Consider the following 24940-nt stretch of genomic DNA (forward strand, 5'->3'; position numbering starts at 1 on the left):
GAGGAGTCCCGACAGGTTGCCGATCAGGCGCCCCGCCTTGCCGCGGGCCAGCTCGGCGATGTCGGGGTTCTTCTTCTGCGGCATGATGCTCGACCCCGTCGACCAGGAGTCGTGCAGCGTGACGAAGCCGAACTCCTTGGTCGACCAGAGGATGACCTCCTCCGCGATCCGGCTCACGTCGACGCCGATCTGGGCGGCCACGAAGGCGAACTCGGCGACGAAATCGCGGGAGGCGGTGCCGTCGATGGAGTTGGCGGTGGAGCCGGTGAAGCCGAGCTCGGCGGCGACGCCCTCCGGGTCGAGGCCGAGGCTGGAGCCGGCGAGCGCGCCGGAGCCGTACGGCGAGTCGGCGGCCACGCGGGCGTCCCAGTCGCGGAGGCGGTCGACGTCGCGCAGCAGCGCCCAGGCATGTGCCATCAAGTGGTGTGCGAGCAGCACCGGCTGGGCGTGCTGGAGGTGGGTGCGACCGGGCATCACGCTCTCCCGGCCCGGCTCCAGGTGAGCGCGGGCCTGGGTCGTCAGCGCGTCGACCAGATCGAGCACGTGACCCGCCACGACGGCCGCGTGGTCGCGCAGGAAGACCTTGAACAGCGTGGCGATCTGGTCGTTGCGGCTGCGGCCGGCGCGCAGCCGGCCGCCGACGTCGGCGCCGACCTCCTCGACGAGCAGCCGCTCGAGGGCGCCGTGCACGTCCTCGTCGACGGGGTCGGGCACCAGGCTGCCCGCGGCATACCGCTCCCCCAGCGCCGCGAGCCCGCGCAGCAGCTCCGCGTGGTCGGCGTCGGTGAGCAGCGCGGCGCGGTGCAGCGCGTTGGCGTGGGCCCGCGAACCGCCCAGGTCGTACGGCGTGAGCCGCCAGTCGAAGTGGGTCGAGCGCGACAGCGCATCGAGCTCGGGCGAGGGCCCGCCCGCGAAGCGGCCGCCCCAGAGCTTGCCGGTGTTGGTGCCGGTGGAGGTGTCGTCGGTGCCCATCAGTCGCTGCCGAACTCCATCGCGGCGGCGTCGAGCGCCACCTCGTCGGGCTCCTCCTCGGCCGCCGGGTTCGCCTCGATGCGCTCCGCGCCGCCCGCCGGCAGCTCGCCGAAGAGGGTGCCGTGCTCGACGAGCACCTGGCCCTGGTCGAGGGGCTGCGCGGCGTACTGCTCGAGCTTGGCGCGGGAGTCGGCGATGTCGAGGTTGCGCATGGTGAGCTGGCCGATCCGGTCGAGCGGGCCGAAGGCGGCGTTCTCGGTGCGCTCCATCGAGAGCTTGTCCGGGTGGTAGGAGAACGTCAGGCCGTCGCTGCGCAGGATCGTGTAGTCCTCGCCGCGACGCAGCCGCAGCGTGACCTCGCCGGTCACCAGCGACGCGATCCAGCGCTGGATCGACTCGCGCAGCATCAGCGCCTGGGGGTCGAGCCAACGGCCCTCGTAGAGCAGCCGTCCGAGGCGGCGGCCCTCGAGGTGGTAGTTGGCGATCGTGTCCTCGTTGTGGATGGCGTTGAGCAGCCGCTCGTAGGCGATCCAGAGCAGCGCCATGCCGGGCGCCTCGTAGATGCCGCGCGACTTGGCCTCGATGATGCGGTTCTCGATCTGGTCGGACATGCCCAGGCCGTGCCGGCCGCCGATCGCGTTGGCCTCGTGGACGAGCGCGACCGGGTCGTCGTACCGCTTGCCGTTGACCGAGACCGGCCGGCCCTCCGCGAAGCCGATGGTGACGTCCTCGGGCGCGATCTCGACGGACGGGTCCCAGAACTTCACGCCCATGATCGGCTCGACGACCTCGAGCGAGACGTCGAGGTGCTCGAGCGTCTTGGCCTCGTGGGTGGCGCCCCAGATGTTGGCGTCGGTGGAGTACGCCTTCTCCTTGGAGTCGCGGTAGGGCAGGTCGTGCTCGGTGAGCCACTGGCTCATCTCGGCGCGGCCGCCGAGCTCGGCGACGAAGTCGGCGTCCAGCCAGGGCTTGTAGATGCGCAGGTCGGGGTTGGCGAGCAGGCCGTAGCGGTAGAACCGCTCGATGTCGTTGCCCTTGAACGTCGAGCCGTCGCCCCAGATGTCGACGCCGTCCTCGTGCATGGCGCGGACCAGCATCGTGCCGGTGACCGCGCGGCCGAGCGGCGTGGTGTTGAAGTACGCGCGGCCCGCCGAGCGGATGTGGAAGGCGCCGCAGGCGATCGCGGCCAGACCCTCCTCGACCAGCTGGGGGCGGCAGTCGACGGCGCGGGCGATCTCGGCGCCGTACTGGAGCGCGCGCCCGGGCACGCCGCTGATGTCGGGCTCGTCGTACTGACCGATGTCGGCGGTGTAGGTGCAGGGGATCGCGCCCTTGGAGCGCATCCAGGCCACGGCCACCGAGGTGTCCAGCCCTCCGGAGAACGCGATGCCGACACGCTGGCCGGCGGGGAGGGACGTCAGGACCTTGCTCACGGGTTGTCTACTTTCTGTTCTGCGTGGGAGTGGGCGTCGGCGAGGGCGAGGAACCGGCGGGCCAGGTCGTCGCCGCCCGTCGGCTCGCGCCCGATCACCAGGACGGTGTCGTCGCCGGCGATCGTGCCGAGCACCTCGGGAAACTCTGCCTTGTCGAAGGCCGAAGCGAGGAACTGGGCGGCGCCGGGAGGGGTGCGCAGCACGACCAGGTTGGCGCTGGCCTCGGCGCTGACGAGCAGCTCGCCGCAGAGCCGGGCCAGCCGGGACGCCGACGCGACGGTCTCCCCCGGCGCCGCGGGTCGTCGGTCGCCGCCCTCGGCGGGCACGGCGTAGACCAGTGCGCCGTCGGCGGTGCGTACCTTGACGGCGTCGAGCTCCACGAGGTCGCGCGAGAGGGTGGCCTGGGTGACCCGGAGGCCGTTCTCGGCCAGCAGGTCGGCGAGCTCGCCCTGCGAGCGCACCTCGTGCTGGGTGACGATCTCGACGATGCGCTGGTGGCGGGCGCTCTTGGTCGTCGGACGGAGCGCAGTGCTCATCCCGGGTCCCCGGTCAGGAAGGCGAGGATCGCCTTCTGCGCGTGCCGGCGGTTCTCCGCCTCGTCCCAGACCACGCTCTGCGGGCCGTCGAGCACCTCGGCGTCGATCTCCTTGCCGCGGTAGGCGGGGAGGCAGTGCATGGCGATCGCGTCGGGCTTGGCCTGCTCGAAGAGCCCGGTGGTGAGCGAGTACGGCGCGAACACCTCGGCCCGGGCCGCGGCCTCGTCCTCCTTGCCCATCGAGATCCAGGTGTCGGTCACGACGACATCAGCCCCGGTGACGGCAGCGACCGGGTCGGGTTGGAGAACCGCGGAGCCGCCGGTGGTGGCGCCGATCGCCGCGGCCCGCTCGAACATCGCGGCCTCCGGCGCGTAGCCCTCGGGCGAGCTGATGCGGACGTGCATCCCCGCGGTGGCACCGGCCAGCAGCCAGGAGTTGCCCATGTTGCAGGCGCCGTCACCGACGAAGGCGACGGTCAGGCCGGCGAGCTGCTGCTTGTGCTCCTGGATGGTGAGCAGGTCGGCGAGCAGCTGGCACGGGTGGTACTCGTCGGTGAGCGCGTTGACGACGGGCACTCCCGCATGCTCCGCCATCTCCTCGAGGCGCCGCTGCTCGTAGGTGCGCCACACGATGACCGACGCCTGCCGGCCGAGCACGCGGGCGACGTCGTGGACCGACTCGCGCACGCCGATCCCGGCCAGGGCTCCGTCGACGAGCATCGGGAACCCGCCGAGCTCGGCGATGCCGGCCGCGAAGGACGCCTGGGTGCGCAGCGTCTGCTTGTCGAAGATCATCGCGACGGTCTTCGGACCGGCCAGGGGCTTGGCGTCGTACGGCGCGTGCTTGAGCTCCGCCGCGAGGGCGAGCACCCGGGCCTGCTCCGCGGGCGTCAGGTCGTCGTCGGCCAGGAAGTGACGCACGGCGTGGCTCACGGCTGCTCCCCCTCGCCCGCGAACGCGGTGTCGAGAATGCCCGGCCACGCGGTCAGGAGCGCGTTCACGTCGTCCGCGGTGATCACCAGGGGCGGCACGATCCGGATCCGCCCCGGCGTCGGGTTGTTGAGGATGAAGCCGGCCTCCTGGGCGGCCGCGACCACGGCCGCGGACACGTCCGCGGCGAGGTCGAGGCCGATGAACAGGCCCGCGCCCCGGACCTCGGTGACCCGCGGGTCGGCGGCGAGGCCGTCGCGGAGCTTGTGGCCCAGCACGGTGACGTGCTCGAGGAGGTCCTCGTCCTCGATCGTGGCGATCACGGCGAGGGCGGCCGCGCAGGCGACGGGGTTGCCGCCGAACGTCGTGCCGTGGTTGCCCGGCTGGAGCAGCTCGCCCGCGGCGCCGATGCCGATGCAGGCGCCGATCGGGAAGCCGCCGCCGAGCCCCTTGGCGAGCGTGATGACGTCCGGAGTGATCCCGGCGTGGGCGAACCACGCGCCGGTGCGCCCCATGCCGGACTGGACCTCGTCGAGCCACAGCAGCGCGCCGTGGTCGTCGGCGATGCTGCGCGCGGCCGCGAGGTAGCCCTCGGGCGCGATGTTGACGCCGGCCTCGCCCTGGATCGGCTCCAGCAGGATCGCCGCGGTCCGGTCGGTGACCGCGGCGGCGAGCGCGTCGGTGTCGCCGAACGGGACGAAGGTGACATCACCGGGCAGCGGCTCGAACGGCGCTCGATAGGCCTCCTTCGACGTCAGCGCCAGCGCGCCCATCGTGCGGCCGTGGAACGCTCCCTCCGCGACCACGACGTGGGTGCGGCCGGTGCGCCGGGTCAGCTTGAACGCCGCTTCGTTGGCTTCGGTGCCGGAGTTGGTGAAGAACACCCGGCCGCCGCCGACACCGACGCCGAGGAGGTCGAGCAGCTTCTCGGCGAGCTCGACCTGGGGCGCGGTGGTGAAGAAGTTCGAGACGTGCCCGAGGGCCTGCAGCTGGGTGGTCACCGCCTCGATCAGCGCCGGGTGGGCGTGGCCGAGGGCGTTGACGGCGATGCCGCCGAGGAAGTCGACGTACTCCTTGCCGTCGGCGTCCCAGACGTGTGCGCCCGCGCCCCTGGTCAGCAGCAGCTTGGGTGCGCCGAAGGTGTTCATCAGGCTCGCGGCGTACCGCTCCTGGTAGCCGCCCGTGGTGGTGGTGGTGGTGGTGTTCACTCGGCGTCCCTCGCCTTCCGGGTCTTGGTCTCGACGCCGGGCAGCACCTGGGTGCCGACGCCCTCGTTGGTGAACAGCTCGAGCAGCACGGCGTGCGGCTCGCGGCCGTCGACGACGGTGGCGCGCGGAACGCCGTCCTGCACCGCCTGGAGGCAGGCGCCCATCTTGGGGATCATGCCGGCGGCGAGCGTCGGCAGGATCTCCGCGAGCGCCTCCGGGCTGATCTCGCCGATGACGTCGTCGGAGTCGGGCCAGTCGAGGTAGAGCCCCTCGACGTCGGTGAGGACGAGCAGCTTCTCCGCCCCGAGCGCGACGGCGAGCGAGGCGGCCGCGGAGTCGGCGTTCACGTTGTGGACCACGCCGTTCACGTCGGGCGCGACGCTCGAGACGACCGGGATCCGGCCGGCCTCGATCAGGTCGAGGACCGACTCGGGCCGAACGTGCGCCACCTCGCCGACGAGGCCGAGGTCGACCTCCTCGCCGTCGACGACCGTGTTGGTCGGCTCGGCGGTGAACAGGCCGGCGTCCTCGCCGGAGCAGCCCACGGCGAGCGGGCCGTGCTCGTTGATAAGGCCGACCAGCTCGCGCTGGACCTGGCCGACGAGGACCATCCGGACGACGTCCATGGCCTCGGGGGTGGTGACCCGCAGTCCGCCGCGGAACTCCGACTCGATGCCCAGCTTGTCGAGCATCGTGGAGATCTGCGGGCCGCCGCCGTGGACGACGACCGGCTTGAAGCCGGCGAACCGGAGGAAGGCGATGTCCTCGGCGAAGGCGCGCTTGAGGGTCTCGTCGGTCATGGCGTTGCCGCCGTACTTCACCACGACGATCTTGCCGTGATAGCGCTTCAGCCAGGGCAGCGCGGCCGCCAGGGTGCGGGCCTTCGCCGGGTCGGGCTTGCTGGGGTCGTGGTGGACGTGCTCGATCACGGGGCTGTCGCTCTGGTCGCTCATGAGGAGTAGGCGCTGTTCTCGTGGACGTAGGCGTGGGTCAGGTCGTTGGTCCAGACGGTCGCGCGCTCGGGCCCGGCCTTCAGGTCGATCGTGACGCTGACCTCGCGCGGGTCGAGGTCGACGGTCGCCGGGTCGGCGTGCGGGGTCGACTGCTTGCAGACCCAGACGCCGTTCATGGCGACGTCGAGGTCGGCGGGGTCGAACTGAGCGCTGGTGGTGCCGATGCTGGCCAGGACCCGGCCCCAGTTGGGGTCCTTGCCGAAGACCGCGGCCTTGAAGAGGTTGGACCGGGCGACGCTGCGGCCGACCTCGACCGCGTCGTCCTCGGTGGCCGCGTTGAGCACGGTGATCGCGATCTCGTGGTCGGCGCCTTCGGCGTCGGCGAGCAGCTGCATCGCGAGGTCGGTGCAGGCCTGGGTCAGCGCGGCGGTGAAGTCGGCGGGGCTCGGGGTGATGCCGCTGGCACCGCTCGCCAGCAGCGTCACCGTGTCGTTGGTCGACATGCAGCCGTCGGAGTCGAGCCGGTCGAAGCTGACCCGGGTCGCAGCGCGCAGCGCGGTGTCGAGGTCGGCGGCGGGTACGACGGCGTCGGTGGTCAGCACGACGAGCATCGTGGCCAGCTGGGGGGCGAGCATGCCGGCACCCTTGGCCATGCCGCCGATCGACCAGCCGGCGCCCTCGACGACGACCTGCTTGCTGACCGAGTCGGTGGTCATGATCGCCTGGGCGGCCTCGGCTCCCCCGTCGGCGGCCAGCGCGTCGTACGCCGCCTGCGCACCGGCGAGCAGCTGAGCGCGGTCGTTGGTGAGGCCGATCAGCCCGGTCGAGCACACGACGACGTCGATCGCGCCGATGCCGAGTGCGGCACCGACGGTCTCGGCGACCGCGTGGGTGGTCTGGAAGCCGTCGGCGCCGGTGTAGCAGTTGGCGCCGCCGGAGTTGAGGAAGACCGCCTTGACGATGCCGTCCTTGACGGCCTCCTGGCTCCACAGGACCGGGTTGGCCTTGCAGCGGTTGGCGGTGAAGACGCTGGCCGAGTCGAACTGCGGGCCGTCGTTGACGACGAGCGCGATGTCCTTCGCGCCGGTGGACTTCAGCCCGGCGGCGACGCCGGCGGCCCGGAAGCCCTGAGGGTTGGTGATGCTCACGGAGCTACTCCTACGGTCGAGAGGCCCAGTCCTTCGTCGAGACCGAGCGCGAGGTTCATGCACTGGACGGCAGCGCCGGCGGTGCCCTTGGACAGGTTGTCCACGGCACCGACGGCGACCATTCGTCGTGCGTCCTCGTCGACCGTCACCTGGAGGTGGACGGAGTTGGAGCCGGTGACCGACTTGGTCTGCGGCCACTGCCCCTGCGGGAGCAGGTGGACGAAGGGCTCGTCGGCGTACGCCTTGGCGTAGATGTCGTAGGCCTCGTCGGCGCTCAGGTCGGCGGTGAGCCGCGCGGAGCAGGTGGCGAGGATGCCGCGCGGCATCGGCACCAGGAGCGGGGTGAAGCTCACCCGGACGGCATCCTCGGTGAGCCGCGACAGGCTCTGGGTGATCTCGGGGGTGTGCCGGTGCACGCCGCCCACGCCGTACGCGCTGGCGTTGCCCATCACCTCGCTGCCGAGCAGGTGCGGCTTGGCGGCCTTGCCGGCACCGGAGGTGCCGGAGGCGGCGACGACGGTGACGTCGGGCTCGACGACGCCGGCGGCGACGGCCGGCGCGAGCGTGAGCGTGGCGATCGTCGGGTAGCAGCCCGGTACGGCGACCCGGTTCGCGCCCCGGAGGGCGTCGCGCTGGCCGGGCAGCTCGGGCAGGCCGTAGGGCCAGGTGCCGGCGTGGCTGCCGCCGTAGAACCTCTCCCATGCGGCGGGATCGGCGAGCCGGAAGTCGGCGCCGCAGTCGATGACCACCGTGGCGTCGCCCAGCTGGGCGGCGAGCTCGCCGGACTGGCCGTGCGGGAGGGCCAGGAAGACCACGTCGTGGCCGCGCAGGGTCTCGAGGCTGGTCTCGACGAGCACCCGCTCGGCGAGGGGCACCAGGTGCGGCTGCAGGACGCCGAGCGGCTGCCCCGCGTTGGAGGCGCCGGTGAGCGCGCCGATCTCGATCTCGGGGTGCCCCAGGAGCAGCCTCAGCAACTCACCCCCGGCGTACCCGCTGGCTCCGGCGACGGCGATTCTGATCGGCATATGCATGACTATACACAGTTCTGCATGGTCATGTAACTCGGGTGCGGTGTGTCGGTGGTCGGTCCTAGGTTCCGAGTATGGCGCGACTCTCCTTCGACGACTACCTGCGACACATCGACGCCGAGGCGGCACGGCTCAGGTCGGTGCTGGCGACGTGCGATCCCGAGGCACGGGTGCCGGGCTGCCCGGACTGGACGGCGACGGACCTGCTCGGGCACCACGCCCGCGTGTTGCACTTCTGGGCCACGATCATCACCCAGCGCCCCGTGGGGCCGGACGAGCTCGACGAGCCCACGGAGCCCGCGGCGTACGACGAGCTCCTGGCCTTCCACGAGGCCCAGGCCGCGCGGCTGGTCGCCGCGCTCGGCGCCGCCGACCCCGCGGAGCCGGCCTGGTCGTGGTCGGACGAGCAGACGGTCGGGTTCACGTTCCGCCGGCAGGCACACGAGGCGCTGATCCACCGGCTCGACGCCGAGCAGACCGCGGGCGCGGTCACGCCGCTCGACCCCGCTCTCGCCGCCGACGGCGTCGACGAGGCGCTGGACGTGATGTTCGGGGGCACTCCCCCGTGGGGCAGCTTCACGCCGTACGGCCGGTTCGTGCGGGTCGACGTCACCGACACCGGCGACGTGGTGTGGGTCGAGACCGGGCGGTTCACGGGGACGGACCCGGAGTCGGGCGAGGAGCACGATCTCGACGACATCTCGGCGGTCGCCGACCCGGGTGTCGACCCCGACGTCGTGGTGAGCGGGCCCGCCAGTGCCCTCGACGCCTGGCTGTGGCGCCGCGGTGACGACACCGAGATCACGCTCAGCGGGGACGAGGCCGTGCAGGAGCAGTTCCGGGCGTGCGTGAACCAGGCGATCGACTGAGCGGTGCGGCGGCGGGGCGGTCGTGCCTCCGGGCGGGGAGTTTCGTCGTCCAGGCGTGAGGTCCGTCGTCCCGGTGCGCTCGACGAGCGTGGGTTCGGGTCGGCAGGGTGGTTCCGAGGCGGGCGCAGAACGCCCTCCTCAACCACCGTCGGACGAGGCCCTCCCTCCTCCACCACGGTGTTCGGGCGCGCTCCCCACGTCTGCCCTGAAACCGGTGAAACCGGAGTGAAGGCGGGCTGAAACCGGCCGGGGCGAGAGTTCTCGGCATGACACGAGTTCCTGACACCGACCTGGCCGTCGCGGCCTCCGGGCTGGTCAAGACCTTCGGCGACTTCCGCGCGGTCGACGGGATCGACCTCGAGGTACGCCGCGGCGAGGTCTTCGGCGTGCTCGGGCCCAACGGCGCGGGCAAGACCACCACCCTCAAGATGCTCGCCACCCTGCTGCCGATGGACGGCGGCCGAGCCAGCATCTTCGGCGTCGACGTGGGTCGACACCCGCACATGATCCGCCAGCTCGTCGGCGTGACCGGGCAGTACGCCTCGGTCGACGAGAACCTCACCGGCTACGAGAACCTCTGGCTCTTCGGTCGGCTGCAGGGCCTGTCCTCGGCCCGCGCGAAGTCGACGGCCGCCGACCTGCTCGAGCGCTTCGGGCTGACCGAGGCGCGGGACAAGCAGATCAGCGCCTTCTCCGGCGGTATGCGTCGGCGGCTCGATCTCGCCGCGAGCCTGATCTCCCAGCCCCCGCTGATCTTCCTCGACGAGCCGACCACCGGCCTCGACCCGCGGACCCGCGGTCAGATGTGGGACACGATCCGGGACCTGATCCGCGAGGGCAGCACCGTGCTGCTGACGACGCAGTACCTCGACGAGGCCGACCAGCTCGCGGACCGGATCGCGGTCATCGACCGCGGCATCAAGGTCGCCGAGGGCACCCCGGACGAGCTGAAGACCTCGGTCGGCAGCTCGACCCTCCAGCTGCGGATGTCCGAGGTGGCGGACGCCCCCGACGCCGCCGCCGTGGTACGCCGGGTGCTCGACGAGGAGCCGGTGCTCACGCCGGAGTCGGGAGGCATGAACGTGGCGCTCGCCGACGCCAACCAGGCCGCCGACGTGCTGATCGCGCTGCGTCAGTCGGGCCTGTCGATCGCGAGCGCGACCGTCCAGAAGCCCACCCTCGACGAGGTGTTCATGGCGATCACCGGCCACGGCGCCGAGGACGAGACCCCCGACCGCACCGAGCCCGAGATGGAGGCCGCACGATGAGCACCACCCTGCTCGCCGAGCACGAGACGACCGAGGTGCTCGACCGCACCATCGTGACCCGCCCGTCGCTGCGCGACACGATCGACCAGAGCCTGGCGATGGCCTGGCGCGCCGTGAAGAAGATGCGGCGCAACCCCGAGCAGTGGTTCGACGTCACCCTGCAGCCGCTGCTGTTCACCGCGATGTTCGCCTACATCTTCGGTGGCGCGATCTCCGGGAGCGTCCAGGACTACCTGCCGATCGTGATCACCGGCATCCTCGCCCAGACCGCGCTGACCGCCTGCATGGCGACCGGCATCCAGCTCCGCGAGGACATGGACAAGGGCGTCTTCGACCGGTTCAAGTCGCTGCCGATCGCCCGGATCGCTCCCCTGGTCGGCCCGGCGATGGCCGACCTGCTCCGCTACGCCACCGCGGCGACCCTGACCATCCTGACCGGTCTGCTGATGGGCTACCGGCCGGCCGGCGGCGTCCCCGGCGTAATCGCCGGCTGGCTGCTGACCATCGTCGCGGGCTGGTCACTGGCCTGGATCTTCACCTACTTCGGCACCCGCGCGCGCAGCGCCCAGGCCGTGCAGGGCATCTCGATGATGGTGATGTTCCCGTTGACCTTCCTGTCGAACGCGTTCGTGCCCGCCGACACCCTGCCGGGCTGGCTCGAGGCCTTCGTGAAGGTCAACCCGGTCTCGCTGGTGATCAGTGCGGTCCGCGACCTGATGAACGACGGCGCGCTCACCGCCAACGTCGGCTGGGCCCTGCTCGGCTGCGCGATCGTCGTCGCCATCTTCCTCCCGCTCTCGGTCCGCTCCTACTCCCGGAAGATGTGATTGAGCAGCCGGGCGCGAGCTCGCTCGCGCCCGGCGTCGCTCAATCAGGTTGAGCAAGCGGCGCGGCTGAGGAACGAAGTCGCACGAGCGCGTCGAAACCCGGTGAGCCGAGAGGCGGCGGTGGTTTCGATGAGACGGCCAGCCGGGCGCGAGGAACGAGCGCCCGGCGTGGGGCCGGCCAGGTTGAGCAAGCCCCGCGGGCGCGAGGAACGAGCGCCCGCGACGGGCGCGTCGAAACCCGGCGAGCCGAGAGACGGCGGTGGTTTCGAGACAGGCGCCAGAGCGCCTTCCTCAACCACCGAGACGGGCGTGGTTTCAAGGCTCGTCGCTGGCGCTCCTCACACCTCAACCACCGTGTCCGGCAGGGCGTGGTTTCGAGACAGGCGCCAGGGCGCCTTCCTCAACCACCGAGACGGGCGTGGTTTCAAGGCTCGTCGCTGGCGCTCCTCACACCTCAACCACCGTGTCCGGCAGGGCGTGGTTTCGAGACAGGCGCTAGCGCGCCTTCCTCAACCACCGTGACCACCGACGTGGTTTCGAGACAGGCGCCAGAGCACCTTCCTCAACCACCGTGACCACCGACGTGGTTTCGAGGCTCGTCGCTGGCGCTCCTCACACCTCAACCGCCGAGACCACCAGCACGCTATTCGAGCTCCGTCACGAGGCCGTGAGCCTCCTGGCGGAGCTCGGGGCCATTGCGGCCGTCGAGCTCGGCGCGGGCGGCGGTGAGCGCGCCGGGCAGGTGGGTGTCGGCGAGCTCCTGGGCCCAGTCCCAGGAGAGGCTCGGCAGCTGGCGGTTGTAGCCGAAGCGGTCGGCGATCGCGATCATCCGGATCGCGCGGCGGGCGGTCTCGTCGTCCGGGTCGTGGACCAGCTCCCACTCGGCGAGGGCGAACAGCACCGAGCCGGCCACCGGGTAGTCCAGGAACCCATGCCGGTTCTCCAGGATGTGGGGAGTCCGCGCGCGCAGCTCACGACGAAGGCCGGCAACCTCGCCGGCGGCACCGTGGCGGAGATGGGCAGAGACGGCTGCGGCGGTCGGGAAGAGCACCCAGGGCGCGACGGTGATCCCGTCGCCGAAGGCGGGGAAGGAGCGTTGCTCCAGCGTCGAGACCGCGTGCCGGTAGCCGCGCAGCCCGTCCTCGATCCGACCGGCTACCAGGTCGAGCTCGGGGCGTCCGCAGAGGACGATGATCGAGGCGCCGAAGACGCCGACCCCGGAGTCGGCGGCCGCGATCTCGTCGAAGATCCGGCCGGCGTCCTCGACCCGCCCGTCCTCCATCGCGGCCACGGCCAGCACCGCCTTGAGCTGGGCCACGTCCTCGAGGGCGCCCAGCGCCTCCATGGTCGGGAGGGCACCCTCGGCGTACTCGAGCGCGCCGTCGATGTCACCTCCCTGCTGGAGGAGCCCGGAGAGCTGGGACCTCACCAGCGCGCGAGTCCACGGACCGTCGCGGTCGTCGAGGATGTCGAGCGACTGCAGCGCGGCCAACTGGGCCCGGGCGAGGTCGCCCTGGTTCTCGTAGAACTGGCTGGCCCACTGGAGGGCGAGCTGGCGCACCCGCGGGTCGGGGTCCTCGACGAGCTCCTCGAAGCGATCGGCGTCGCCGTCGTTCTCCATCAGCCGCGCCCGCTGGAGGACCTTGATCTGGGCGGAGGCGCGGGTACCGGGCGCACCCGGGCCGAGCTCGTCGAGACGAGCCTGAGCGCGTTCGGTCGGCGACTCGGAGAAGATCATCGAGTTGAAGGTGATGGCGGCCAGGGTCGTGCGCAGCAGCGGCATCAGCTCTTCCTCGACCTCGGCCGAGGAGACGACGTCGTCGACGTCGCCGGCGAGGTTGACCACCTTGAGGTGACTGCCCTCGATCGTCCAGAAGTCGGAGAGGCACGCCATCACAGCGACCACGGCGGGAGCGTCCTGGTCGCGCAGCGCCGCACGGAGTACGTCGACGAGGTTGCCCTCCTCGGCGCGGGCTGCCGTCATCATGTCGACCTGCTCCGGCCCGAAGAGCCGGCGCTCGACGTCGCGGGCGAACCCGACCGCCCACGCGCGGAGGCGGTCCCGCGTCGCGGGCTCGTCCCCCGACTCCGCCAGTCGCATCTGGCCGAACTCACGGACCGTCTCGAGCAGCCGATAGCGCAGTCCGCTCGCGCCCTCGACGACGGTGACCAGCGACTGGTCGACGAGATTGGCCAACGCGGTGAGCGCGTCACCGTCGACGACCGCGTCGGCCCCGTCGAGCGCGAAGCCGTCGCGGAAGATCGAGAGCCGGCGCAGCGCGACCCGCTCCTCGTCGTGGAGGAGGTTCCAGCTCCAGTCGATCACCGCCAGCAGGGTCTGATGGCGGGCCGGCGCGTCGCGCGACCCGCCGCGGAGCAGTGCGAACCGGTCGTCGATGCGCCGCTCGATCTCGGCGACGGACATGACCCGCACCTTGGCGGCCGCCAGCTCGACGGCCAACGGGAGGCCGTCGAGGCGGGCGACCAGCGAGCGCACCTCCTCGTCGTCAAGGCGTACGCCGGGCCGGGCGGCCGTGGCCCGTTCGGCGAAGAGCTCCACGGCGTCGTCGAGCCCGAGCTGGGGCAGCTGGTAGACGCGCTCGGCGGCGATGCCGAGCGGCGCCCGGCTGGTGGTCAGCACGCGCAGCGACGGGGTGCGCTGCACCAGCACGGAGACGAGGTCGGCGACCGCCTCGACGAGGTGCTCGCAGTTGTCGAGGATCAGCAGCGCCGGGGCGGTGCCGATCTGGTCGACGATGCGGCTCACCAGATCGGTACGCCGCGCCGCCGCCGACGTGAGCCGGCCCGCGACCGACTCACGGACGCCGAGCACGTCGCCGACCTCGACCGCCACGCCCTCGGGCGAGGTGACGCCGGCGAGCTCGACGAAGTGCACCACGGGCTGCTCGGCCAGCCGGCCCATCAGGTGTGCCAGCCGGGTCTTCCCGAGGCCGCCCGGGCCGACGATCGAGGTGACCCGCGAGGAGCGGATCATCGCCTCGAGTGCGGCGGCGTCGTCCTCGCGACCGATCAGCCGGGACGCCTCGTAGAGCAGGCCCGCGCGGACCGGACGGTCGCGTGCGAGCAGCTCGACGTGCAGGGCCCGGAGCTCGGGGGCGGGGTCGACGCCGAGCCGGTCCGCGAGCTCCGTGCGGTAGGCCTCGTAGCGGTCCAGCGCCGCCGGGACGCCGTGCACGCTCGCGACCGAGCGCAGCAGCGCCGCGACCACCTCGTCGTCGGGCTGGGCACGCTCGAGGAGCGGCAGCGCGGCGGCGTACTCCCCCGCGGCGGCGAGCCTCAGACCCTCCGGTCGCGCCGCCCAGGCGTCGACCTCCTCGACGGCGAGGGTGAGCCGGTAACCCCGCGCGGTCCGCTCGATCGCGTCGACGGCCGTGGCGGCGCGAGCACGCGAGACCACGACCTGCAGCGCCTTGGCGGGGTTGGCCGGCGGCTCGTCCATCCACACCTCATCGACGAGCGCGGCGTCGCTGAGACCGCGGCTCCCGGCGTCGACGAGGCCGCGCAGGAGGGCGTGGGTCCGTTCGCCCGGGACCGGCGCACCGTCCCAGGTGACGTCGTCGAGCACGCGGAGCCGGATCACGTCCGCGATTATGCCAGCGCCACCATGACCGAGGCGCGACCGCCGGGCTCGGCTACCGCACGACGTCGAAGACGTTCTTCTGGACCCCGTTGGCGTAGACCTCGTGCTCGACCAGCCGCAGCCGCTGCCTCTCGCGGTCGCTGTCGCTGAACAGCCGCTTGCCGGCGCCGAGCAGCACCGGGAAGACGAGCAGGTGGTAGCGATCGATCAGGCCGGCGTCCGAAAGCGACCGGTTCAGCTCGGCGCTGCCGGCCATCAGGATCGGGCCCCCGTCGGAGTCCTTGAGTGCGCGGACGTCGTCGGTCGACCGGAGGATGGTCGTCGGGCCCCAGCCGTCGACGAGATCGTCGTCGGCCATCGTCGACGAGACGACGTACTTCGGGATGTCCTTGACCACGGCGAACTCGGTCATGCCCGGCCAGACGGGCGCGAACGCCTCGTAGCTGACCCGCCCGAACAACATCGCCGCGGCCTCCTCCATCTCGCGGCCCTTGAGCTCGTAGACCTCGGGGAGGAAGTCGATGTCCTTGAAGGTCCAGCCGCCGCTGCGGTGGCTCTCGGAGGGGGTGCCGCCGCCGGGCGAGTCGACGACCCCGTCGAGCGAGACGAAGGCGGAGGAGATGAGGGTGCGCATGTCGGTGCTCACTTTCGTGGTCGGGAGGGGTACTCACCCTGTCCACGAACGGGATCACCGGAAAACGACAGTCGCGCCGGAATCACCTCCGCGGATCAGGCTCGCTGCACCGCACCGGTCCGCTGGGCGGCGAGGGCGACCGCCGCGTCGCGTGCGGCTGCCGTCTCCTCCTCGGTCAGCGTGCGGTCGGCGGCCCGGAACCGCAGCGCGAACGCGAGCGACTTCTTGCCTGCGCCGAGCTGCTCACCGGTGTAGACGTCGAAGAGCCGCACCGCCTCCAGCAGGTCGCCGGCGCCCTCACGGAGCGCGGACTCGACGTCCGCCGAGGTGACCTCGGTGTCGACGACCAGCGCGACGTCCTCCTTCGCGACCGGGTACGCCGAGAAGTCGGGGCCCGGCGTGACGTCGCGTGCGTGTCGCATCAGGGCGTCGAGGTCGATCTCGAGTGCGGCGCTGCGCGGCGGGAGGCCGAACGCCTGGCACACCTTGGGGTGCAGCTCGCCGGCGTACCCGATGGCCAGACCGTCCCCGGGGCCGGCCAGGCGCACCTGGGCGCAGCGACCCGGGTGCCACGGCATCCGCTGCGCGGCGGCCACGTCGGTCTCCACGCCGAGCTCGGCGGCCAGCCGGCGCACCAGGCCGACCGCGTCGGCCCAGCCGGCGTCGCGGCCCTCGCCCCACCAGCCGCCGCGCTCGCGCTCGCCCGCGAGGACGACGGCGAGGTGGAGCGGCTGGTCGGGGATCGCCTCGAAGAGCTTGGCGAGCTCGTCGTCGCTCGGCCGCCAGTCGACGCCGTAGATCGGCGCCGGGCCGCGGTCGGCCGGGAACGCCACGGTGCCGGTCTCGAAGAGCGCCACGCCCGGGGCGCCGCGGCCGACGTTGCGGGCGGCGGCCTTGAGCAGTCCGGGCAGCAGGGTGGTCGTGTACGCCGGCTCCTCGCTCGAGAGCGGGTTGGCCAGGCGCACGGTGTGCCGCAGCTCGTCGTCGGCCGGCAACCCGAGCGCGTCGAAGGTGGCGTCGCCGACGAACGGGAAGCTGATCACCTCGACGCAGCCGGCGCCCGCCAGCGTGCGACCGACCCGGCGCCGCAGCCGCTGCTCACGGGTCAGGCCGCGGCCGGTGGCCTCACGCGGGAGTACCGAGGGCACCTGGTCGTAACCGACGATCCGCGCGACCTCCTCGACCAGGTCGAACGGGTCGGTCAGGTCGGGACGCCACGGCGGCGTCGTCGCCGCCAGCGTGGTGTCGCCCTTCTCCAGCACGCAGCCGACCGCCTCGAGGTTGGCCACCGTCGTGGCCGCGTCGATCGGCATGCCGGTCACCCGCGCGGGCAGGTCGTAGGAGATCGTGATCGTCGGCTGCTCGGGCGGGAGGCCGACGACGGTGACGCCCGGGTCGGCCGTGCCCCCGCCGTACGTCGTGAGCAGCTCGACCACCCGGTCGGCGGCGGCCTGGGTGACGACCGGGTCGACACCCCGCTCGTTGCGCTTGCCGGCCTCGGAGGTGATCTTGTGCCGCCTGCCGGTGCGGAACATCGACGTGGCGTCCCAGTGGGCGGCCTCGACGAGGATGTTCGTGGTCGTGTCGGACATCTCGGTGGTCTCGCCGCCCATGACGCCGCCGAGCCCGATGATCCCCGAGTCGTCGGTGACGACGAGGTCCTCGACCGAGAGGGTGCGCTCGGCGCCGTCGAGCGTGGTCATCCGCTCGCCCTCGCGGGCCCGCCGGACCCGGATCGGGCCCTGGAGCCGGTCGGCGTCGTAGCCGTGGATCGGCCGGCCGATCTCAAGCATCACGTAGTTGGTGACGTCGACGGCTAGCGAGATCGGGCGCATCCCGGCCTGGGTGATCCGGCGGACCATCCAGTCCGGCGAGGGCGCGGCCGGGTCGAAGCCGGTGACCAGCCGCGCGACGAAGACCGGGCAGCCGGCCGGGTCGTCGATCTCGACCGGGTAGCCGCCGGCGTTCGGCTCCGGCAAGCGACGCTCGGCCGGGTCGCGGTACGGCGCGCCGTAGGCCAGCGCCGCCTCGCGGGCGACGCCGCGCAGCGAGAGCGCGTAGGCGCGGTCGGGGTTGATCTCGAACTCGATGACCTCGTCGTCGAGCCCGAGCAGCGGGAAGGCGCTGTCGCCGGGCGCACCGGCGCCCTCGGACAGCACGATGATGCCGTCGTGGTCCTCGCCCAGTCCGAGCTCGCGGGCCGAGCAGATCATGCCCGCCGACACGTGGCCGTAGGTCTTGCGCGCGGAGATCTCGAAGTTGCCGGGCAGCACGCCGCCGGGCAGCACCGTGACGACGAGGTCGCCGGGCTTGAAGTTGTGCGCACCGCAGACGATGCCCTGGGGCTCGCCGGTGCCGTTGGCGGCGCCCACGTCGACGGTGCACCAGTTGATGGTCTTGCCGTTCTTCTGCGGCTCGGGCTCCATCGTGAGCACCTTGCCGACGACGAGCGGGCCGGTGATCTGGTCGCCGGGCCGCTCGATGGCCTCGAGCTTGAGCCCGAGCGCGGTCAGCCGCGCGGCGAGCTCGTCGGTGGTGACGCCGTCCGGCAGGTCGACGTACTCGCGGATCCAGGAGACAGGGGCCTTCATCAGAGTTCCGTTCCGAAAGCGGTCGTGAAGCGGACGTCACCCTCGAAGAGCTCCCGCAGGTCCTCGATGCCGTGCCGGAACATCAGCGTCCGGTCGATGCCCATGCCGAACGCGAAGCCGGTGTAGCGCTCCGCGTCGACACCGCAGGCGGCCAGCACCCGCGGGTTGACGACGCCGCAGCCGCCCCACTCGATCCAGCCCTCGCCGCGGCACGTGCGGCACGGCGCGCCGTCGTGCTCGCCGACACCGCGGCACACGAAGCAGACCAGGTCGACCTCGGCGCTGGGCTCGGTGAAGGGGAAGTACGACGGGCGGAACCGCGTGGTGATGCCGTCGCCGAACATCTGGGTGGCGAAGTGGTCGAGCGTGCCCTTCAGGTGGGCCATCGTGATGCCCTCGTCGATGGCCAGGCCCTCGACCTGGTGGAAGACCGGGCTGTGCGTCGCGTCGTACTCGTCGGTGCGGAAGACGCGGCCCGGGCAGACGACGTAGATCGGCGGCGTGCGGGACAGCATGGTGCGCGCCTGCACCGGGGAGGTGTGGGTGCGCAGCACCAGGTGGTCCGTACCGGGGTCGGTCCAGAAGGTGTCCTGCATGGTGCGGGCCGGGTGGTCGGGCCCGAGGTTGAGCGCGTCGAAGTTCAGCCACTCCGCCTCGATCACCGGGCCCTCGGCGACCTCCCAGCCCATCGCGACGAAGATGTCGGCGATCAGCTCGGCACCGGTGGTCAGCGGGTGCCGGGCACCGGCCGGGACCCGGTCGGTCGGGAGCGTGACGTCGACGGTCTCCTCGACCAGCATCCGCTCCTCGTGCTCGGCCTCGAGCACGGTCTGCCGCTCCCCCAGCGCCTGGGCGACCGCGCCGCGGGCCTGGCCGATGCGCTGCCCGGACTCCTTGCGGGCCTGCGGCGGCAGGGCACCGATCTCGCGGTTGGCCAGGGCGAGCGGCGAGCGGTCGCCCGTGTGGTCGATCCGGACCTGCTTCAGCTCGGCGAGGTCGGCGGCGGCTGTGATCGCGGCGAGCGCAGCGTCGCGCGCGGCCTCGACCTCCTCGGCCTTCAACGGAGTGACCTCCACGGGGTCGTAGTCGGTGTTGGGTCCGGACACAGGGACGAGTCTAGGAAGACGGGCCGGACCCGCGCGAACCGGTTCACGATCGTGACGTGACGGCGCCATCCCGGGAGCGCCGGGTCACGCCATCGATCAGCGCGGCCCGACGAGCGCGGGCGGGAGCTCCAGGTCGGGGACCAGCTCGGTGACGAGGTCGCGCACGCGGGCGTCGATGTCGCCGACGATGCGTCGCACGGTGGCGTCGTCCTGGCCCCGGGGGTCGTCCAGCGGCCAGTCCCGGTAGGTGGCTCCCGGAACGAACGGGCAGCTCTCTCCGCAGCCCATCGTGATCGTCAGGTCGCTGGCGGCGATCGTCTCCGCGGTCAGCAGCGTCGGCTGCTCCTGCGAGGTGTCCAGCCCCAGGGTCTCGAGCACCTGGGCGACCTCGGGGTGGATGTGCTCGCCGGGCTCGGTACCTGCCGAGAGGGCCGTGACGCGACCTCGCGCGTAGTGCTCGGTCAACAGGCGCGCCGCGACGGATCGTCCGCCGTTGGCGCGGCAGGCGAAGACCACCGTCGGGACCCGCCCGAGACCACCCCTGGCACTGTCGTCGCTCGCGGCGGGCTGGGTCATCGAGGGCTCCTGTGGCTGTCGTGGGCAGAGGCGGTGCGGTGGGCCGTGGCGTGCGGCACGACGACGTCGTCGGCCGCGGTTGCGACGTCCGGGTAGAGGCAGCGGACGGCGACCACCCCGACGGCCGCCCCCACCAGCTGCGCCCCGATGAACGCCGGCACCGAGGCCGGGTCGATGCCCGCGAAGGTGTTCGAGAACATCCGACCGACCGTGACGGCCGGGTTGGCGAACGACGTCGACGAGGTGAACCAGTACGCCGCGCCGATGTAGGCGCCGACCGCCGGCGCGGCGAGCACGCCGCGGCCGCTGCGCGCGAGCGCGAAGATGAGCGCGACCAGGCCGGCGGTGGCGACGACCTCGGCAGCGAAGAGGCCGTCACCGGTGCGGTCCTTCGTGGACAGCTCGATCAGGTCGACGTCGTACATGAGGTTGGCCAGGAGAGCGCCGACGACAGCGCCGGCGACCTGGGCGACCGTGTAGGCACCGACCTCGACGCCCGTCAGGCCCGTGCCCATCCGCCGGCCGAGGAGCCAGTCGGCGGCGGAGACCACCGGGTTGAAGTGCGCACCGGAGACCGGCCCGAACAGCAGGATCAGCACGGACAGACCCAGGAACGTCGCGGTCGAGTTCTGCAGCAGCTGCAGGCCGACGTCGTCGGGCGAGAGTCGCTCGGCGGCGATGCCGGAGCCGACGACGACGGTGACCAGGAGGGCGCTGCCGAGGAGCTCGGCGAGGAGCCGCCTCGGCAGTGGTGCCGACGGTGCGCTCACGCGCCGCCTCCCGCACGGACGCCGAGGCCGTCGGCCGGCGGGTGGTCGTCGGCGAGCCGGAGTGCGAGCCGCGACACGCGCTCGGCGATGTCGACGTACGCGTCGTCGAACGCGGCGGCGGTGCCGGCCTGCGCGGGGTCGGGGACGGACCAGTGGACGACCCCGGCCAGGCCGTCGGTGCTCGCCGAGGCGAGCTGCTCGTGGGCACCGTCGCACACCGTGACGACGAGGTCACCGGCGCGCAGCAGGTCGTCCAGGGCCTGCGGTCGGTCCTGGACCAGCCTCAGGCCCCGTCGTCGGGCGACCGCGATCGCACCGGACGCGATGGCGTCTCCCGGGTGGGTGCCGGCGGAGGTGGATGGGATGGCACTGGCCCGCCGCCACAGAGCGCTCGCGAGCTGGGAGCGGGCGGAGTTCGCGGTGCACACGAACACCACCCGCGTGACGGTCCGGACGGCGGGCCCGCCGATGCCCGGCAGGAGACCGGCGAGCGCCTCCGGGTGCAGGCGCAGGTAGGTGCGGCGCCGGTCGGCGTGCGAGCGATGTCGGCTGACGACGCCGCGAGCCTCGAGGACGCCGAGGTGGTGCGCCATCAGGTTCGACGGCATCCCGAGCCGGTCGCGCAGCTCGCCCGGCGAGGCGTCGCCGGCGTCGAGCAGGTCGACGATGCGCAGTCGCGCGGGATCGGCCAGTGCGGCGAGCACGCCCGCCCGGGCCTCCAGGTCCATGATTGCACCTATCTGTCAACTGATATTGACTCAATACTTGCTGAGTAGAGTCCGGACGGCAAGTCCGAGCCGCGCCGACTCAGCCGCGACTCGCCTCCACGGGGTCGGCTGCGCGGCCGCGGAGCGCGATAGCGACCGTCGCGGCGACGATGCCCGCGGCTCCGACCCACTGCGTAAGCGCGAGCCGCTCACCGGCCAGGTACCCGGCCGCGAGTCCGAAGACGGGGATGAGCGGCAGGAACGCTCCCGCATACGAGGCGGGCACCAGGCGCAGGGCCGTGATGAAGAACCAGAAGCCGAGGCCGTAGTACACGACCCCGGACGCCGCAGCGACCAGCCAGGTCACGACGTCCGGGCCGGCCAGGCTCCAGCCCGTACCACCGGCGAGGGTGACCACGGTGGCCAGGACGGCGGCGAACCCGAGGGCGGCAGCCTGTTGGACCAGCACCACGGCGAGCGCCGAGTCGTCGAGGAGAAGACGTCGGGTGAGCACCGCGTACGCGGCGCAGAAGCCGACCGAGGCGACGGTCAGCGCGATTCCGACCGGGTCGCCCGCGGCGCCGGGACGGTAGACGACCACCAGCACGCCGAGCACGGCGACCGCAACCAGCACAGCGAGGCCAGGTGGAATACGTTCGCGCAGCACGAGCGCGGCCAGCAGCAGGATGAGTACCGGTTCGAGCGCCCACAGGAGCACGTACATGCTCGCCGTGATGCTCGTCAGGCCGATCAGGCCGAGCGCGTACGCGGCACCGGGATTGAGGACGCCGAGCAGAGCCAGGCGTCGCATCGGTGCCGTCCACGCGAAGGGTGCCCGCCGGAGGACGGCGGCGCCGGCGAGCAGGGCGCAGCTGGCCGCCAGCTGGACGGGCAGCAGGGTCAGCGGCGTGACGTCGTCGACGACCTGCTTCGACACGACCGTGCCGAGACCCCAGCAAGCGGCGGCCGCGACCAGCGCGACGATCGCGGCGCGCGCATGGCGACGAGGCCCGGCTTCCCGGCCGGAGACGGAGCCTGCCGGCGGGACGGGAGCAGGGCGGGACGAGGAGGGTTCGGGCATGGCGGCGACTCCGATGTGAGAGTGAGACGGGCGCGACTGAGTGCCGGCGCCTCCGAGGGCGCCAGGGCGGTCAGTTCGCGACGTCCTCGCCGTCGCAGCAGTCGTAGGCAGGCACCCGGCACGGCTGCACCGGTCGGCGTGAACGCACCTGCCCCGTCATGTCGTGCTCCTACTGGTCCCCCGCCTGGTCCTCCGCGCGGCGGCGCTCGAGGAGGACGGTGTCACGCCAGACCCCGTCGAGCTGCCCGATCCGGGAGCGGACCGCCAACGTCTGGTAGCCAGCGGAGTGGTGGAGCGCGATGGAGGACCGGTTCTCGGGGAAGACCGAGGTCTGCAGGGTCCACAGCCCGCCGACGTCGGCCTCGGTGACCTGGCGGAACAGCAGCGCCTTCCCGACTCCGGTGCCGCGTTCACGCTCGGTGACGTAGACGCTGGTCTCACCCACGCCGGCGTAGCACTCGCGCGCCGAGACCGGGCTCACGGCCGTCCACCCGACCACCGCACCACCGCGTTCGGCGACCCACCGGTGTCCCGGCAGCCACGGGGCGGCGAGGTCGTTCGGGCTGGGGACCTCGGTCTCGAAGGTGGCGTTGCGGGTAGCGATGCCCTCGGCGTAGATCTCGCGCACGATCGCGAGATCGGCGTCGGTCATGGCGCGGGTCGACACGTCGGCCGGCAGGTCCGCCGGGCAGCACGGTGCGGCGGCGAGCGTGCCCATGACCACGTCGGCGGCGTGCGGCAACCCGGTGCAGCAGGCCGGGTTCACGGACACCACGGAGGAGGTGCCGACCTTGTCGACCGCGACGAACCCGACCTCGGCGAGCTTGCGCACGTGATGGGAGGCGGTGGACTGGCTGATGCCGAGCTCGGCTGCCAGGTCGCCGACGCGCAACTTGCCGGTCGGGGAGGTCGAGACCGCGTGGAGCAGCCGCACGCGGGTGGCATCCGCGAGCGTCGCGAACCACTCGGCGTACGTCTCGGCGGCTCCCGGGTCGAGGACCATCGGCCCGGCGGACACGCCCGGACCGCAAGCGGGATCCGGGCAGGACGCCTCGACCGCATGGGTGGCGGCGCTCGGAAGCTCGGTCGTCCTCGCGGTCATGCCAGCAGCCTAGCGACTTCATCGAAGAAGATCGATGGTTGCGTACATCGATGCCGGTCGATACAGTCTCGCCAGCCCTTTCATCGATCGCTGTCGATGGATTGGCCGCTGCTGCAGCATCCGACGAGGAGACACCGATGAGCACGACCGGTCCGACCACCGCTACTCCCCCGTCCGTGCCGACGCCGACCGCGGAGCTTCCGCTGGTGATCGTCGGCGCCGGCCCGATCGGGCTCGCGGCCGCCGCGCACGCCCAGTCGCGAGGCCTGCCGACCGTGGTCCTCGAGGCCGGCGACTCCGCCGGCGCCTCGATCCTCGAGTGGGCCCACGTCCGGCTCTTCTCCGCCTGGAGCGAGCTCGTCGATCCGGCCGCGGCGAAGCTCCTCGCGCCGACGGGATGGGTGGCCCCTGACCCGCAGGGCTATCCGACCGGCGGAGACTGGGTCGAGCGCTACCTCGCCCCGCTCGCGGCCGCTGTGAACGCGACCGACGAGGTCGACCTCCGGTTCGGGAGCCGCGTGATCGGGGTGGCCCGGTTCGGCCGCGACCGCCTGGTCGCTGCCGACCGGGAACGGCTGCCGTTCACCGTCCACGTCGAGCACGCCGACGGCAGCCGGACCCGCCTCGCCGCGGCGGCGGTCATCGACGCCTCGGGCACCTGGACCGGCCCGAACCCGCTCGGTGGCGACGGCTACCCCGCCGCGGGCGAGGTCGCGCACGCCGACCGCATCGACTACGGCATCCCCGACTTCGCCGACCTCGAGGTCGCGGCCCGCTACGCCGGCAAGCACGTCGCGGTCGCCGGCGCCGGCGCATCCGCACAGAACGTCCTGGTCGGCCTCGGCGGGCTCGCGAAGCAGCACCCCGGCACCCGGGTGACCTGGCTGGTGCGGCGCCCTGGCACCGACGACGCCTTCGGCGGCGGCGACAACGACCAGCTCGCCGAGCGCGGCGCACTCGGCGTACGCGCCAAGGATGCCGTCGCCACCGGCCCGGTCTCCGTGGTCACCTCCTTCCGCACCAGCGACGTCAGCCCCGACCCCGACGGCACGTCCGGCCAGCTGCGCCTGGCCTCCTTCCCGGACACGGTGAGCGGCGGCGGGAAGGTCGTCGGCGGCGTCGACGAGATCATCGTGGTCACCGGCTTCGCCCCGGACCACACCTGGCTGCGACAGGTCCAGCTCGACCTCGACGCGGAGCTCGACGCTCCCGCGCAGCTGGCCGGCGAGATCCACCCGGCCTGGCACTCCTGCGGCTCGGTCAGCCCGCACGGTGCCGACCGGCTCCGCCAGCCCGAGACCGGCCTCTACCTGGCCGGCATGAAGTCCTACGGCCGCGCACCGTCGTTCCTGGCCATGACCGGGTTCGAGCAGGTCCGCAGCATCGTCGCCGAGATCGCGGGCGACCACGAGGCCGCGGCCCGGGTCGAGCTCGTCCTGCCCGAGACCGGCGTCTGCGGCGGCTCCGGACTCTTCGACGGCGAGTCCACCGCCGAGAGCGGCGGCTGCTGCGGCCAGACCGCCGCGGAGCCGGACCTGATCACCATCGGTGGCCCGGCACCGGCCCGGTCGGCCGAACCCGCCGGAGGCTGCGGCTAGCCT

The 24940-nt window shown here is 72.4% G+C and carries 21 protein-coding genes (1 of these 21 running past the window's edge); 4 read left to right on the plus strand and 17 right to left on the minus strand.

Going from position 1 to position 24940, the window contains the following annotated elements:
* The 8 genes in view from argH to argC are tightly spaced (at most 56 nt apart) and all read right to left on the minus strand, a layout consistent with a single transcriptional unit that may run on beyond the window.
* Window positions 1–972: the 5' portion of an argininosuccinate lyase gene (gene argH / locus KM427_RS14685; RefSeq protein ID WP_215524341.1), read on the minus strand. Its footprint begins 477 nt before the window's first position; the window shows 972 of its 1449 coding nt (coding positions 1–972); its start codon is at window positions 970–972; the stop codon falls past the left edge of the window.
* Window positions 972–2405, minus strand: coding sequence for an argininosuccinate synthase (argG, locus tag KM427_RS14690; RefSeq protein ID WP_215524342.1), 1434 nt, complete (start codon window positions 2403–2405; stop codon window positions 972–974). Before argG ends, argH begins: the two co-directional genes overlap by 1 nt.
* On the minus strand, window positions 2402–2941 hold the full coding sequence (locus tag KM427_RS14695; RefSeq protein ID WP_215524343.1) for an arginine repressor: 540 nt from the start codon (window positions 2939–2941) through the stop codon (window positions 2402–2404). Before KM427_RS14695 ends, argG begins: the two co-directional genes overlap by 4 nt.
* Entirely contained in the window at window positions 2938–3873 is a 936-nt protein-coding gene (argF, locus tag KM427_RS14700) for an ornithine carbamoyltransferase (protein ID WP_183594330.1), read from the minus strand. Before argF ends, KM427_RS14695 begins: the two co-directional genes overlap by 4 nt.
* Window positions 3870–5018 carry an acetylornithine transaminase gene (locus tag KM427_RS14705; protein WP_252275409.1) on the minus strand — a complete coding sequence of 383 codons (1149 nt, stop codon included), beginning with the start codon at window positions 5016–5018 and terminating at the stop codon, window positions 3870–3872. The genes argF and KM427_RS14705 overlap by 4 nt, the downstream gene beginning before the upstream one ends.
* Window positions 5019–5074: 56 nt before the next feature.
* A complete protein-coding gene (gene argB / locus KM427_RS14710) occupies window positions 5075–6031 on the minus strand; it encodes an acetylglutamate kinase (protein ID WP_183594329.1) in 957 nt (318 codons plus the stop codon).
* A complete protein-coding gene (gene argJ / locus KM427_RS14715; RefSeq protein WP_215524345.1) occupies window positions 6028–7179 on the minus strand; it encodes a bifunctional glutamate N-acetyltransferase/amino-acid acetyltransferase ArgJ in 1152 nt (383 codons plus the stop codon). Before argJ ends, argB begins: the two co-directional genes overlap by 4 nt.
* Complete coding sequence (gene argC, locus KM427_RS14720) at window positions 7176–8204, minus strand: N-acetyl-gamma-glutamyl-phosphate reductase (RefSeq protein ID WP_353846964.1); 1029 nt, start codon at window positions 8202–8204, stop codon at window positions 7176–7178. Before argC ends, argJ begins: the two co-directional genes overlap by 4 nt.
* 77 nt (window positions 8205–8281) lie before the next feature.
* Here argC and KM427_RS14725 point away from each other — a divergent pair, with 77 nt between their 5' ends.
* The 3 genes from KM427_RS14725 (at window position 8282) to KM427_RS14735 (ending at window position 11171) form a co-directional block, all read left to right on the plus strand.
* Window positions 8282–9076, plus strand: coding sequence for a maleylpyruvate isomerase family mycothiol-dependent enzyme (locus KM427_RS14725; RefSeq protein ID WP_183594326.1), 795 nt, complete (start codon window positions 8282–8284; stop codon window positions 9074–9076).
* A 266-nt stretch (window positions 9077–9342) separates the two neighbouring features.
* Window positions 9343–10344: an ATP-binding cassette domain-containing protein gene (locus KM427_RS14730; RefSeq protein ID WP_215524347.1), complete on the plus strand. Its 1002-nt coding sequence runs from the start codon at window positions 9343–9345 to the stop codon at window positions 10342–10344.
* A complete protein-coding gene (locus KM427_RS14735) occupies window positions 10341–11171 on the plus strand; it encodes an ABC transporter permease (protein ID WP_215524348.1) in 831 nt (276 codons plus the stop codon). Before KM427_RS14730 ends, KM427_RS14735 begins: the two co-directional genes overlap by 4 nt.
* Before the next feature lie 643 nt (window positions 11172–11814).
* On the opposite strand, the gene KM427_RS14740 is transcribed toward KM427_RS14735, so the two are convergent.
* From KM427_RS14740 to KM427_RS14780, 9 genes are all read right to left on the minus strand, one after another.
* On the minus strand, window positions 11815–14772 hold the full coding sequence (locus KM427_RS14740) for an ATP-binding protein (RefSeq protein WP_215524349.1): 2958 nt from the start codon (window positions 14770–14772) through the stop codon (window positions 11815–11817).
* Window positions 14773–14824: 52 nt separating this feature from the next.
* Entirely contained in the window at window positions 14825–15406 is a 582-nt protein-coding gene (locus tag KM427_RS14745; RefSeq protein ID WP_215524350.1) for a dihydrofolate reductase family protein, read from the minus strand.
* A gap of 95 nt (window positions 15407–15501) precedes the next feature.
* On the minus strand, window positions 15502–17997 hold the full coding sequence (gene pheT, locus KM427_RS14750) for a phenylalanine--tRNA ligase subunit beta (RefSeq protein WP_215524351.1): 2496 nt from the start codon (window positions 17995–17997) through the stop codon (window positions 15502–15504).
* Window positions 17997–19103 carry a phenylalanine--tRNA ligase subunit alpha gene (gene pheS / locus KM427_RS14755; RefSeq protein ID WP_215524352.1) on the minus strand — a complete coding sequence of 369 codons (1107 nt, stop codon included), beginning with the start codon at window positions 19101–19103 and terminating at the stop codon, window positions 17997–17999. The genes pheT and pheS overlap by 1 nt, the downstream gene beginning before the upstream one ends.
* 96 nt (window positions 19104–19199) lie before the next feature.
* Window positions 19200–19679, minus strand: a complete 480-nt coding sequence (locus KM427_RS14760; protein ID WP_215524353.1) for an arsenate-mycothiol transferase ArsC — start codon at window positions 19677–19679, stop codon at window positions 19200–19202.
* Window positions 19676–20449, minus strand: coding sequence for an aquaporin (locus KM427_RS14765; protein ID WP_215524354.1), 774 nt, complete (start codon window positions 20447–20449; stop codon window positions 19676–19678). The genes KM427_RS14760 and KM427_RS14765 overlap by 4 nt, the downstream gene beginning before the upstream one ends.
* On the minus strand, window positions 20446–21177 hold the full coding sequence (locus KM427_RS14770; protein ID WP_183594317.1) for an arsenate reductase/protein-tyrosine-phosphatase family protein: 732 nt from the start codon (window positions 21175–21177) through the stop codon (window positions 20446–20448). The genes KM427_RS14765 and KM427_RS14770 overlap by 4 nt, the downstream gene beginning before the upstream one ends.
* Before the next feature lie 79 nt (window positions 21178–21256).
* The gene (locus tag KM427_RS14775; RefSeq protein WP_183594316.1) at window positions 21257–22237 is read right to left on the minus strand and encodes a DMT family transporter; all 981 of its coding nucleotides are present in this window, start codon (window positions 22235–22237) and stop codon (window positions 21257–21259) included.
* Between the two features lie 169 nt (window positions 22238–22406).
* Entirely contained in the window at window positions 22407–23339 is a 933-nt protein-coding gene (locus tag KM427_RS14780; protein WP_252274533.1) for a helix-turn-helix domain-containing GNAT family N-acetyltransferase, read from the minus strand.
* A 137-nt stretch (window positions 23340–23476) separates the two neighbouring features.
* Between KM427_RS14780 and KM427_RS14785 the strand changes: the two genes are divergently transcribed.
* On the plus strand, window positions 23477–24937 hold the full coding sequence (locus KM427_RS14785) for an NAD(P)-binding domain-containing protein (RefSeq protein ID WP_215524355.1): 1461 nt from the start codon (window positions 23477–23479) through the stop codon (window positions 24935–24937).
* The last annotated feature ends 3 nt before the right edge of the window (window positions 24938–24940 follow it).

Origin of the sequence: Nocardioides sp. LMS-CY (assembly GCF_018732145.1) — a bacterium.
In the GTDB taxonomy this organism is placed as follows: domain Bacteria; phylum Actinomycetota; class Actinomycetes; order Propionibacteriales; family Nocardioidaceae; genus Nocardioides; species Nocardioides soli.